General features: G+C 54.6%; 9 protein-coding genes. 6 read left to right on the forward strand and 3 right to left on the reverse strand.

Going from position 1 to position 12,838, the window contains the following annotated elements:
* The first annotated feature begins 67 nt into the window (after nucleotides 1–67).
* The 3 genes from SH410x_RS13330 (at nucleotide 68) to SH410x_RS13340 (ending at nucleotide 4,154) form a co-directional block, all read left to right on the forward strand.
* Complete coding sequence (locus tag SH410x_RS13330; RefSeq protein ID WP_473676958.1) at nucleotides 68–1,471, forward strand: hypothetical protein; 1,404 nt, start codon at nucleotides 68–70, stop codon at nucleotides 1,469–1,471.
* Between the two features lie 311 nt (nucleotides 1,472–1,782).
* Nucleotides 1,783–2,994, forward strand: coding sequence for a C40 family peptidase (locus tag SH410x_RS13335; RefSeq protein ID WP_473676959.1), 1,212 nt, complete (start codon nucleotides 1,783–1,785; stop codon nucleotides 2,992–2,994).
* Nucleotides 2,991–4,154 (forward strand): dipeptide epimerase, encoded by a 1,164-nt coding sequence (locus SH410x_RS13340; RefSeq protein WP_473676960.1) that lies wholly within the window; start codon nucleotides 2,991–2,993, stop codon nucleotides 4,152–4,154. The genes SH410x_RS13335 and SH410x_RS13340 overlap by 4 nt, the downstream gene beginning before the upstream one ends.
* Before the next feature lie 35 nt (nucleotides 4,155–4,189).
* On the opposite strand, the gene SH410x_RS13345 is transcribed toward SH410x_RS13340, so the two are convergent.
* The gene (locus tag SH410x_RS13345; RefSeq protein WP_473676961.1) at nucleotides 4,190–5,032 is read right to left on the reverse strand and encodes an SGNH/GDSL hydrolase family protein; all 843 of its coding nucleotides are present in this window, start codon (nucleotides 5,030–5,032) and stop codon (nucleotides 4,190–4,192) included.
* Nucleotides 5,033–5,316: 284 nt separating this feature from the next.
* Nucleotides 5,317–7,134 carry an SMP-30/gluconolactonase/LRE family protein gene (locus SH410x_RS13350; RefSeq protein ID WP_473676962.1) on the reverse strand — a complete coding sequence of 606 codons (1,818 nt, stop codon included), beginning with the start codon at nucleotides 7,132–7,134 and terminating at the stop codon, nucleotides 5,317–5,319.
* A gap of 411 nt (nucleotides 7,135–7,545) precedes the next feature.
* On the opposite strand from SH410x_RS13350, the gene SH410x_RS13355 reads away from it, so the two are divergent.
* Nucleotides 7,546–8,160, forward strand: a complete 615-nt coding sequence (locus SH410x_RS13355) for a transposase (RefSeq protein WP_473676963.1) — start codon at nucleotides 7,546–7,548, stop codon at nucleotides 8,158–8,160.
* 4 nt (nucleotides 8,161–8,164) lie between these two features.
* On the opposite strand, the gene SH410x_RS13360 is transcribed toward SH410x_RS13355, so the two are convergent.
* Entirely contained in the window at nucleotides 8,165–10,318 is a 2,154-nt protein-coding gene (locus tag SH410x_RS13360; RefSeq protein ID WP_473669771.1) for a recombinase family protein, read from the reverse strand.
* Between the two features lie 253 nt (nucleotides 10,319–10,571).
* Here SH410x_RS13360 and SH410x_RS13365 point away from each other — a divergent pair, with 253 nt between their 5' ends.
* On the forward strand, nucleotides 10,572–11,234 hold the full coding sequence (locus SH410x_RS13365; RefSeq protein ID WP_473676964.1) for a hypothetical protein: 663 nt from the start codon (nucleotides 10,572–10,574) through the stop codon (nucleotides 11,232–11,234).
* A 195-nt stretch (nucleotides 11,235–11,429) separates the two neighbouring features.
* Complete coding sequence (locus SH410x_RS13370) at nucleotides 11,430–12,302, forward strand: hypothetical protein (protein ID WP_473676965.1); 873 nt, start codon at nucleotides 11,430–11,432, stop codon at nucleotides 12,300–12,302.
* Nucleotides 12,303–12,838: the final 536 nt, after the last annotated feature.

Raw genomic sequence — 12,838 nt, forward strand, 5'->3', positions numbered from 1 at the left:
ACGAAGCTGCCAACGCGAGACAGTGAAGATCGAGCACGAACGCCCGCAAGTACCAACGAGTTACCTGATGTCCTCGAACAGATTGCTGTTAACAGCGTTTGTCCTCTCCACGCTGTTCACCACCATCACCTCTGCCGCGGAAGGCATCCAACCCTGGAAGGAAAACCCATGGTATTGGAGCTTCCACGGACAACCCGTCCTGCTGCTCGGTGGCAGCGATGATGACAACCTGTTTCAGTGGCCCGAGGAGAAACTTCTGCCACAGCTGGACCGACTCGCCGGTGCCGGTGGAAACGTCATTCGCAACACCATGAGCGACCGGAAGGACAAAGACTTTGAGCTGTATCCTTTCCAACAACTGGATAACGGCAAGTACGATCTCAACCAATGGAACGACGCGTACTGGGCTCGATTCGAACGGATGCTGAGTGAGACTGCCGAACGCAATATCTTTGTGCAGATTGAGATTTGGGACCGCTTCGACTATGTCGACCAGAACGGACCCGATCGCTGGCAAATTCACCCGTACAACCCTCGCAACAACGTGAACTATACGTACGAAGAATCCGGATTCGCCAAACGCTATCCTGACCATCCCGGAGCCAACAAGCAGCCCTTCTTCTTCACGACTCCGAAACAACGCAATAACGCCACGGTGCTAAAGTTCCAGCAGCGGTTTGTGAACAAACTGCTCGACCATGCTCTGAAGTTTGATCATGTGCTGTATTGCATGGACAACGAAACCAATGGCGACGAGCAATGGAGTCGCTACTGGGCTGAGTTTGTCAAACAGCGGGCAGCCCAAGAGAACAAGATCGTCTACGTCACCGAGATGTGGGATGACTGGAACCTCGCAGCCGAGCGGCATAAACGGACTTTTGATCATCCCGAACTGTATGAGTTCGTCGATGTCTCGCAGAACAACCACAACCAAGGTCAGAAGCACTGGGACAATTTCCTGCATGTTCGGAAATATCTTGGCGGCCATCCGCGCCCCATGAATACGACGAAGACCTATGGAGCGACTGGCAATAAGTTCGGCCACAGCGATCAAGATGCGATCGAACGCTTCTGGCGACATCTACTGGCCGGGGCCGCCTCCGTGCGTTTTCACCGACCGGATTCGGGCCTAGGCCTGAACGACAAAGCAGTTGCCTGCATCAAAGCCGCACGCAAGCTGGAGACTTTGATTCCGCTGTGGTCCGTCGAACCCGCAGATGAATTGCTCGCACGACGCGATGCGAATGAGGCCTATGTTGCCGCCAACCAGGGAGGGTCGTATGCCGTGTTTTTCCCCGCCGGCGGGGAAGTTGAACTGGACGTGACGGCGGCGCAAGGCCCGCTGACCGTGCACTGGATCAATATCAACAGCGGCGAATTCGGGGAGAAAGAAGAGATCGCTGGCGGCGGCAGCGTCACGCTTTCACCGCCCAGTTCTGAAAACTGGGCCGCTGCGATCGTTTCTCCGTGACACCGTGAAAGTCTGATTTTCTTCCTGTCACCGACCTTGCGGTCGAAGATCGACACCGCACAGGGGCCCGGAAGATTGCTGCGTTTGCGTCCGATTTCAAAATGTTTGCGATTTCGGATACTGCTATTCGACGCCCACCGGCGAGCTTTTCGGTTCCCGATTTGCACGGACTCGCCAGTCTCGGTCTAATGATTTGCGGAGCGTCCGAGACGCCGCGTTGCACACCGCTTGCTGTCGGAAAGAAATGCTCCCCAGAAGATCTATCCAAATGTCATGGGTCCATCCGAGAGGCCTCCAAATTGAGTCGATTCATGAAGCCATCGATGCCCCTGGTCCTTCTGCTTTTGCTGGCATCGGCCTGTGCGCCTCCCTCAGCTCGAAGCATCCCTGCCCTCGATAAGCTTCTGGATTCTCTGCATCAAGAGTATGTGCCGGATGACCGTGTCGAGTTGTGGGACGTTCATGTTCGTACCGACGAGGGGGCGATGAAAGTCCTCGGCAATCTATCCAGCGAGAAGGCTTTTCGTGCGGTTGAGAAAGTCCTTGAGCAAGAGTTTCCCGAAGTGGATAATCAGCTGAAGCTACTTCCAGAGGATGAGACTGGATCGCTCGTCAATGCACTGGTGAATAATTCAGTGATCCAATTGCGCCGCGAGCCCGGCAGCACCAAGGAACTCGTGACCCAAGCCCTCTTGGGGGCCCCGGTTCGGATCCTGAAAACGCAGCGAGGGGTCAGTCTGATCCAGGTTCCAGACGGATACCTTGGCTGGGCGAAGAACGCTGAGGTGCACCCCATCAACCACGAGGAACTGGCGGCCTACCGGGACGCCGAAAAGGTCATCTTCACGCCGCAGTATGGATTGGCCTACAGCAGCCCGGACGTCGAATCCATGCCGGTGACCGACCTGGTCATCGGGAACATTCTTTGCAAAGTCTCGGAGGAGTCTGGATTCACTCAGATCCGATATCCCGATGGACGCCAAGGTTGGGTTAAGAGCAGCGAACTTCTGCCGATGGGTGAAATCTTTCACCAAACCACCTCGCAGGAAAAGCTCGTTAAGACGGCCCTGAAGTTTCACGGAATTCCCTATCTGTGGGGTGGGACTTCGTCCAAGAACATCGATTGCAGCGGACTGATCTGCAATATCTATTTCATGAATGGGATACAGCTTCCCAGAGACGCAAACATGCAAGCCCAGATCGGCAGGGAACTGACGACCGACTTCGTTCCGGACGGACTGGAACCGGGTGACCTCCTATTCTTCGGTAGGAAGGCATCGCGAGAAGACGCGGAGCGAGTAACTCATGTGGCCATGTATATTGGAAATGGAGAATATATCCATGCAGCCGGATACAGGGAGCGTGTCAGCATCAACAGCATGGATAGCACGCAGTCAAATTTCATTGCGAGCTACCCCCGTATTTTTGTGCGAGCAGTCAGGATTCTTGGCGAGGACTACGAGGGTTTCCGGCCCATCCCGGAGAATGCTTTTTACAACGAGATCATCGGTAGCACAGAATGAGAAACGAAAGAAGGAATTTTTTAAAAGCCGTGGGTGCCGCTTCCCTGGGTACCGCTTTGCCCTGGACCCCGTGTGGCGCAGAGGAACGCCCCGCACCGCCGTCTGTACCGGTCGCTCCAGCTCTCATTGGAAGCGGGAAAATGAAGCTCAGCTTCAGACCATATGAATTGCAGCTGAAACACACCTTTACCGTCGCGGGGAACTCCCGGAACACCACCCCCGTGGTGCTTACCGAGATCGAGTACGAGGGACAGACCGGTTATGGGGAAGCATCCATGCCTCCCTATCTGGGAGAGTCGCAAGAATCGGTGCTTCAATTCCTGAGCAAGGTGAATCTCGGGCAGTTTAACGATCCGTTTATGCTGGATGATATTCTCTCGTATGTGGACTCGCTCGATGAAGGAAATCGTGCAGCAAAAGCCTGTGTGGATATCGCGCTGCATGATCTCCTTGGCAAGCTAGTGGACATGCCGCTCTACCGGCTCTGGGGGATTAACCCGGACAACGCACCGATGACCTCGTTCACCATCGGAATCGACACTCCCGAAATGGTGCGAATCAAAACCAAGGAAGCGGATCGATTCAAGGTGTTGAAGGTGAAGTTAGGGGGAGGGAATGACCGGGAGATGATCGAGACGGTGCGTTCGGTAACCGATGTGCCGATCTATGTGGACGTGAACCAGGGATGGAGTGATAAGCACCAAGCGTTGGACATGATCCACTGGCTCGCAGAACAGGGCATTGAGTTCGTTGAGCAGCCCCTGCCCAAGACTGCCGTGGATGATTCAGCCTGGTTAACAGCCAACAGCCCGCTTCCCATCATTGCCGATGAGGCGTTTCAGCGACTTGGCGATGTGGCCGCCTTCAAAGGGGTGTATTCAGGAATCAATATTAAATTGATGAAGAGCACCGGGTTGCGTGAGGCCCACAAGATGATCACGGTGGCCCGAGCAATGGACATGAAGGTCATGCTAGGTTGCATGACGGAAACCTCCTGCGCGATATCGGCGGCCGCGCAGTTGTCACCGCTGGTGGATTGGGCCGATCTGGATGGCAACCTCCTGATCAGCAACGATGTCTTCGCCGGAGTACAGGTTGTCGATGGCAAACTAACCCTGAATGACTTACCCGGTATCGGCATCCGCAAACTGAACGTTTGAGCCCGAGAGGCTCGAACCTTCAGCGCCCTACCGACTCACTCAGCCTGTTTTTCACGCAGGTGCTTGGCAAGATACTTGGCCGTTTCGTCCGCGATCACATTGTACCCCGCCAAATTGGGGTGCCGATCTGAATACCAGCCTGGTAAGTCGCCCAGGATCGCATCGAGCTCATTGTCCATCACCTCCACATTCGAACCATGCACATACGGCGCAACGAGTTCGTGATACTTCGCCGGAACTTTACTCAGTGGATAGCGCCGATAGTTGAGCGAGTTGGCCCCTTTGCTTAATTCGTCAGCGTAACGCGGATAGATATCGAAAACCTCTAAGGACTCATCCGCAGCGGCTTGCCGGATGAGCGTGTTGATCTCATCGCTGGCGGCTTCACCGGAGAACGGGATTACGGTCATGGCGATCAGTTGGGCACCGGGATGATCCCGCCGTAGTCGCTCACACAGTTCAGAGAAGTGTTTGGGGAAGTTCTCGACAAAGTTATCGATTTTCGCTCGATCGTTTAACCCGTAGCGAATGAAGATGTAATCCAGGCCCGGCAAATCTGCCCCGTTGCTCTCGTAGCGACCGGAATCCAAAAGACGGCGGATCGTTTCGCCGCCTTGGCTCGAATTGATCACTTGGCAGGCCGGCAAATCATCTTCGGCAGCCAAGAGTTGTTCCAACGCATCTTCGAGATGGGGCCCCGACGGCTTCAATCGCCGCGGCACGCTGCCTTCGGTGGTGCTATCGCCGAGCAAGAGAATTTGAAGTTTCCCCTCGTGTTCGGCTTGAACGTTCAGAGGAGATCCCGCGATGGCAATCGCGATCCCACCAACGAGCAGACGAGCGACGAGTGACTTCCACTGAAAATGACTAAGAACCATCGGCAATCTTCCTATTCGCTGTGATTGAAATGCATGCAGGATCGAGCGGAAAACAACAATCGAAAGTTACAGTCCAACGCCCCGCCGTCGAGACTTCCCAGCGTGCAGCGTCAGCAGACGCATGCCCCGCTCTTCCCAAATCTAGATGGAAAGAGCTTGGTTGGGACAAAGCCTCTTGTCAACTAACTCGACGCTGCCTCACTTGGCCAAAACAGATATCCGAACGGACTCAACGTAGTCGGTTTTGCCATCCACGGGACGGAAACCGTAATGCAGGCTACGATTTACAACCGTGGCTTTTCTGGCTTCACTGCGGCCTGCCACGGTGCAATGCCTTTCATGTTCGTTTTGCGACGATAAACACTTGTGCCGCTGGTCGCGTAAACCGTTTTCATGTCATCACCGGCAAATACGACGTTGGAAAGTCGCCCGCCATGTTTTGGACGTGACAGAATTACATGAGCACGTCCCGGCTGATCAAAAATTTGCACGCCAAGCTTCGTGGCAACAATCAACTCGCCACTCTCGGTCATTGTGCAACCATCCGCGCCCGTGTTCATCTCATCCTGCGGCGCATGCACGTAGAAATACGGTTGCCCGTTTTTCAAACTACCATCATCCTCAATCTGGTAGCTCCAGACATATCGTCCCATCGCATCGACAACCTGCAAGAACCGGCGATCCGGGGTGACGATCAAGCCATTGGGCTTTTCAGGACCGCTGCCCACCTTTCTCGGTTGGGTTTGACCTTCCGCCAAATACCAAACGCACTTTTCGTCGGGGCCCGTGAAATAGATGCCATGCTCCAAGACCACGAGATCGTTGCATGACATCCCGCTCGCGAGATCAGTTCGAGCGCCGTCAGAATCGACTCGTGTGATCGTCTTGGCTTGATTACGAGCGCAGTACATGCGGCCGCTGCCGTCGAACATCAACGCACTAACGCCCGGCATATCGTCGATGAACTTCGTTGCTCCTTGGCCGTGCTCATTGACCTTCCAAATTTCGCCCCTTGGACCGTCGACAAAATAAACGCTCCCGTCGGGTGCCACGGCAGGCCCTTCGGTGTACTTGTGTCCGTCGCTGACCAACTCCCAAGCCTGATCGGCGATAATCCGGTCTTTCAACTCTGGATGCTCAGTCGTATCCGCGGCAATCGGGTTTTCAAAGCCATCCCAAAGCCAGCGCATCGCCTCGGGGAAGATCGCGCCACCATGCTTGCCGTTGTGTCCGCCGTCGCCCCATTCATTCTTGACTTCATAGCCAGCCCACTGCAGGGCTGAGAGCATGGTCAAGTTGGCGTTCCACCAGCTGCCCCCGTAAATGTCGAGGTCATTGCGACCGTCCTGCAAGAATACTCGGAGCGGTTTCGGCTCGGACTTCCGGATCAACGTTGGATATTCGTTGCCGCCCCGGAGTCCGACGAACGTTCCGACAGTACTGAAAACGCGTCGAAACTGGTCCGGACGGTTCCAGGCAACTCCGAAGGCCGCGATCGCGCCGCTGCTGCTGCCCGCGATACCTCGTAAGTTGGGGTCATCGGTGATCGTGTAACTTTTGCGTAGCAGCGGCAGCATTTCATCGACGATGAATTGCGAATATCGATCACTGACAGTGTCGTACTCAAAGCTGCGGTTGAAACGATCCTGAGCTCCATCGCCACCCGGCACCACGCCCGGATTGATGAACAGCCCGATGGTGACCGGCATTTTGCCCTGATGGATCAAATTGTCAAAAACGACCGGAACACGCCATTGACCGTTCTCGCCAACGTAATTTTTCCCGTCTTGAAAAACCATCACAGCAGCCGGCTGGTCAGCCTTGTACTGCGCCGGCACATAAAGGAAGTAGTCACGCTGAGTGCCCGGGTAGACCTTGCTCTTTGCAAAATGATGCGAGGTGACCGTTCCTCGCGGAACACCGTCAACACGCTGGGCATCGGGATGAATCGGATAACTTTCGTCAGCACCATCCACGACGGATGAACAGACGAAAGCGAAACAAACGGCGATGGCAATTGACTTGACGAAGTGCATTGGCGTTGTGAATAGGTGGGAATGTTGGCGGGACATGCGACGATACCGATCTGCCGCAGAGAGCATGAGCGTTCTCAGCCTGAGTATAGTCCCCATCCGTCGCCAAGCGGGTAGAGGGAAGCATTTCAGTATCGTAGCCGTTTTGACCCTAGCCCGAGATGTTGAATCTTTGGGCATGCACAGAAGTTGACTTGCGCAATGTTTGTTCTTCATAGTGGCGAAGCCGCGACATGATGTAGCCCCGTACGCGAGTCCGGGGATCGGGTTGCAACGTGTGATCGCCAAGTCCTGAAGGGACGACAGGGATTGGAATAGGGACAGGCAATGAAGTGGAATAGGGACAGGCAATGAATAGTTGCCTTCGCTCGTGGATTGCGTACCATTGCCGATGGGTTCGCTGCTCAAAACCGTGACGGGAGTGGAATAGGGACAGGCAATGAATAGTTGCCTTCGCTCGTGGATTGCGTACCATTGCCGATGGGTTCGCTGCTCAAAACCGTGACGCAGATGGAGGTGATGAAGATGCCCAGGCAAGCTCGTGGGGAAGTGATCGATCCGAATGAGGTTCAGATCCTCCACTGTATCGAGAGGTGCGTCCGCAAGGCGTGGCTCTGCGGAACCGATCCCGCTACGGGAGAGTGTTTTGAACACCGCAGGGGCTGGATCCGCGACCGAATGGAGTTCCTTGCATCGGCGTTCGGTATCGATTGCCTGACCTTTTCGATCATGAGCAATCACCTGCATCTTGTTCTAAGAAGTCGCCCGGACGTCGTGGCGGCGTGGTCGGACGAGGAGGTCGCCCAGCGTTGGCTGCGGCTGTTCCCCGCACGCCGTAACCCCGACGGCAGCCCCGCCGTGCCGACGAGACCGGAACTGAATACGGTCCTGAATCAGCCGGAGATTCTAGCCTCACGGCGTCAGCGATTGTCGGACGTGAGTTGGTATATGCGCTGTCTCGCCGAGCATATTGCTCGCCGCAGCAACGCCGAGGACAAGGCTCGCGGCCACTTTTGGAAACGTGCGGTGCCATGCGTCGAAACTCTCAATTGGAAGAAGTTGAATTTGTCGTGTGCTTACGCAGTAGCTGCGTGAGTTTCTAGCTTGTCTTTCGGACAGTACGTTGCGGGGTCCGAAGTGATTCTGGTGGTGCAGGGCGACCTTGACCGCTTTGGTGCTCAGATAACCGACGCAATCGCTGTACCTCGTTCTCGTCTGCCCAGAACAACCAGACGCGTCCGAACGGTCGTTGGTCGGCAATCGCCCAACCACGCGTCACCCAGTCTTTCAATTTTTTCTCAGCGACTCCAATCGCGGATGCGAGATCGCTACCAAGCCATTGGTCATCAAGTGGCTCGGGGGCAGTCAGTTGCTGACGACTTGTTGGATCGTCCGCTAGCAGCTTACCGATCATCGACGCTGAAATCGGCTTGGTGTGCCGCGGCGAACGATAGCCTTCTTGCTCAAGTATCTTGGCCACCTCAGGAGTTCGACGCCCTTCCAAAACCAACTCAAGCATACGTGTCATGAGTTCACGATAGTTGTCCATCTGCGGATACAGTGTGACCGTTCGTGTCATCTCGTAAACGCTCTCATATCCACCTCGCCACTGCAATCGAACGTCGACACGCTGAGTGTTGTTCTGGACCGCTACGATCACTTGTTGTAGTAGCAGTCGAATGATCTCTTTACGATCGACAATGCTTAACGATTCGTTCCAAAGTGAATGCACATCGCGAGAACACTGAAGGATCACATCGCGTTGAGCCTGTGCGAGTTTTGTTGAAACTTGGCCTCGTAGCTCGTTCAATTCCTGCTCAGTGGCTTGCAGTTCAATGAGCGACTGCTCCCAATTGTTTTCCAACTGTGCCGCTACCAAACGATTGGCCGGATCAACATGACGATAGCCTCGCTCAGCAACCTCAACTGCATAACGTGCTTGCTCGACGCGATCAACAAACAGTTTCTCCATTTGTTGCCTCCGCGTCTCTTCATTCTCGATCACTTGCAGGCTCAGTTCGACGCCTGCTGGCGAGAGAGCTTCAAGGATTTTACTTTCAACGAAGCTATCCAATATCTCACAACGAATCGAGCTGTGACATGGCGTGGCAGCGGCGACCGTTCGGTGGCGAAAGCAGCCATACATTGAATGAGAATTCTTCGGATAGTTGGCCGACAAGCGACGACCACAATGGCCGCACTTGATGATTCCACCTAACAACGCTGTGCCACCGCGAACCGGACCACTGCGGTCGGGACGACTATCGTTTTCGGCCAGACGTTGTTGGTTATCACAGTACTGCTGCCATGTAATGTAAGCAGGATGTCGATCAAGCAGTAGCACCTTCCACTGTTCGGGCGGAAGATGTTTTTTTGACGTTTTTTGTGGTGATTTAAGACCGTACTTTTTTTTACGTCCATAGCCATACGCGCCAGCGTAGAGCGGGTGTTTGAGCATCTCGTAAACGGTCGTCTTGGCCGCCAAACGCCAGTCGATCTCGTTCGTGACCCCTGCTTGTCGGTTGCGAAACGGAAGTCGAATGTGATGCTCAGACAAATAATGAAATAAGGCGTGAGAGCTACCAATCACTTGAAATTGTTCAAAGAATATTTTCATCACGTGACGTGCGGATTCGTCAGGATCGAGTTGTGGCATTCCACGCGCGTCGAGGACATAGCCAACCGGAACATCGTGAAACAACTCCCCGCGCTGAGCTTTGCTCAAACGCCCTCTTTCCAGTCGGACCTTCATGGTGTGCAGTTCCATCTCACTGATGATTCCCTTGAGGCCCAGGACGAGTCGATCGTTCGGATCATGGGGGTCAAAGACACCATCTTCATCTGCAATCAACGTATTGAAAATCGCACATACTTCAAACAGATCGCTCCAGTCCTTTGAGTTGCGAGCCAAGCGGCTCATTTCGAGTCCCGCGACAAGACCGACTTTTTGATCGGTGATTAATTCGAGCAGTCGGCGAAAACCTTCTCGCTGGGCGCTGCCGCTTCCGCTGAGACCAAGATCGTCATCAATGACCATCACTTTGTCGGGCTCCCAGCCCAGTGCAATGACACGATCTTTCATCGCGTACTGACGTGCGGTTGATTCCTGATGATCTCGTAGTTGGGCACAGGTGGACTGTCTGACATACACGGCCGCATCAAGCTCGAGATGCTCCGCCGTCACTTTCGGATGAAGGAAGTTCCTTGGGCTCGCTTCGAGAACTGCCTTCGCGCTAATTGCAAAATTATTCATCACTGTCCTCCTCGCCGCGGGGCGACTTCAGTGATGACTTGGCCGCTGCTTGCGACAGGAGTTGCAGAATTCGATGTTTGGTCTGCGGGTCGATCGCATGCTCCCACACGCGATCGAGAGGAACCGCTTTTACTATCGATGGCGACGATAGGCGCGGGGGGGGACAGCGGCGGGTTTTCCGTCGGGGCGCATGGGAGACCTTCCGTGATTTGTTTGCGGTGGTACCGCTCCAGCCAGCAAACGAGCGATTTGAGTGCGGAAAAGTCAATTATCCCGATTTGGTCAGATCGGCCAATCCCGATTTCCATCGCGTTGCGAGGGATGGTTCTGGGAAGGTCGTTTTCGGGCACAGGTACTCCTCGATGAAGCGAGTTTGCTAGCGTGCGCGGCCTATGTGGATCTCAACCCAATTCGCGCCGCCATGGCGGAAACGCCGGAATCGAGCGAGTACACCGGAGCCAAGGACCGGATTGATGACTTGACTCAATGCTCCGATCGGACCCGCGAAAGTACCCATGACTGGGAGCGAAGCCGCGGTCGGCATCGCAGCGGCTGGATGAGTCCGATGGAAATTGACGAGCAGCACGATCCCGTCGGGCCGCACCTGGACCATTCGGGCAGACGAGGCAGCCTGAAGGGTTTCCTAAGTGTCTCGTTGGCCAGCTATCTGGAATTGCTCGACTGGACAGGACGTCAACTCCGCAGTGACAAGGTCGGTGCGATCCCCTCGCACTTGCAGCCGATCCTCACACGTATCGGCTTGGATACCCATGCCTGGTGCTGCGTCGTGAGCCGATTTGGGCGGGTGTTCAAGCGAGCAGCGGGCAGCCCAGAACACCTCGCCGAGGAAGCCAGCCGTCGCGGTCAAGGTTGGCTCTGCGCCCGTGACAACCCACTCGGGATATCTTCGGCCTGACCGCCTTCGGAAAACCCCGTTTTGATCCCATCCGAGGTCGCTGCTGCGCCGATATCGGAGAATCAGATGAAAACCAGCCAGATGCTCGGTGGCAGCGTTCTGCGAGGACCGGATCGTAGTTAAATCGGCCGAAAGACAAGCCGCAGCCCGAGCTGAAAAGTGGGTGGCCCTCTTTCTCTTCCTATTTCTCTTCGTGTGCGCACGCTCGCCATTGGCAAGCCAAGCCCGAATCGTTCTTACATTCCCGTTCGTCTGATGCATTACCAGGAGAACCCAGGGGAACCCCATATCGATGACGATCCGTTGCTCACCTATTTCGAGGGCACCAATGGACGTATCAGTCATAGTTTCGACCGCAAACTGCTCTACAACTTCGAAGGCAGGAAGAGAGTGACTTCATTTGGCAACGAATCGGTCGGGTATAGCTTGCCTGCTTTTCAGCTAGACCCATTTGTCCGTCTATTCGTCAATGATCGGAACGCAATTGTTGGGGTAGAACCACCTGATGACTTCGAGTTTGTCTCGATGGGCGACAAGCTTCAGACCGAGTGGTTCGAACACGAGGCAGATCCTGGCGCGATTCGCATGTCGGCAACCGACCCCAATAATCCGTTCTACGCGGTCTACACGTCAGGACCTGAATACCTGCCCCTTGAACGGTTAGCACGGCCGCCCCATGGTCCACTGCTAATTGATGTCTCCAAACTGATGACTTTCGACGGATTTCGATACCCCAAAAAGGCAACCTATCAATCTCTCACACCGGATGGAACATCCGGATACATCTGCACCATTGAATTGCTCGACATCCGCGAGATCGACGTCCACAATTTTGAGTGGATGCCACCCTGGCCCGCTGGCACCGAGTGGATGCGTGAAAAGGACAGGAAACGAACTCATGTTCCTTACTCTGATGCACAACTTGCATCGATTCAGCAACACGCTTTGGCCAATGCTCGTGCCGATGCACCGCAGCCGAAGTCGTCTTGGTTCTTCTATCTCAACCTTGGCTTGATAGGTCTCATTATTGCAATGGCGGTGTACCGCTTTTGGCCACGATCCAGTTAGACAGATGATTTCAACAATGCCCCCGCCTCCTGTGATTCCTCGCGAGGGCCCCATCGCCAACTCGCGAGTCAAATACAACATCGAACGCGCGGGCTTTGAAAATTATTTTCGCAAAATTCGAATAAATGAGTTGCCCCCCCCCCTTTCTGCTACGATTTCAATGAGCAGACGTTACCCATAATCACTACTGTAAAGGAAAGCAAGATGACAAAAGCACCTTTTTTGTTTATGGCCATTGCTACGGCAGCACTCTTCACACCTTCTCTGTTGGAGAGTGCCGCTTCCACGTCCAGGAATTCGGGCATCCAACTCGAGTTCTTAGAAAAGATTGGGGGATGGAACGATAAAAGGTGTTTCGAGGACACCGAGGACGCATGTCCAATCGACCAACAAGGAGGGATGGTAGCTGGGGACCCATGCACCAAAATCGACGACGCACGGGCGCAATGTGATCGCAACGAACTATGGAACGAGAAGTGCTACCCGGCCGTCGAGCAATACTGTCAGTGGGGTGCGATCCACGTAATGCGCCCTTG

The organism is Rhodopirellula sp. SH410 (assembly GCF_055811895.1).

Coding starts and splice junctions, on each gene's coding strand:
- SH410x_RS13340 (WP_473676960.1), top strand. CDS start 2,991: ATGAGAAACGAAAGAAGGAATTTTTTAAAAGCCGTGGGTGCCGCTTCC.
- SH410x_RS13335 (WP_473676959.1), top strand. CDS start 1,783: ATGAAGCCATCGATGCCCCTGGTCCTTCTGCTTTTGCTGGCATCGGCC.
- SH410x_RS13360 (WP_473669771.1), bottom strand. CDS start 10,318: ATGAATAATTTTGCAATTAGCGCGAAGGCAGTTCTCGAAGCGAGCCCA.
- SH410x_RS13345 (WP_473676961.1), bottom strand. CDS start 5,032: ATGGTTCTTAGTCATTTTCAGTGGAAGTCACTCGTCGCTCGTCTGCTC.
- SH410x_RS13355 (WP_473676963.1), top strand. CDS start 7,546: ATGGGTTCGCTGCTCAAAACCGTGACGCAGATGGAGGTGATGAAGATG.
- SH410x_RS13350 (WP_473676962.1), bottom strand. CDS start 7,134: ATGCTCTCTGCGGCAGATCGGTATCGTCGCATGTCCCGCCAACATTCC.
- SH410x_RS13330 (WP_473676958.1), top strand. CDS start 68: ATGTCCTCGAACAGATTGCTGTTAACAGCGTTTGTCCTCTCCACGCTG.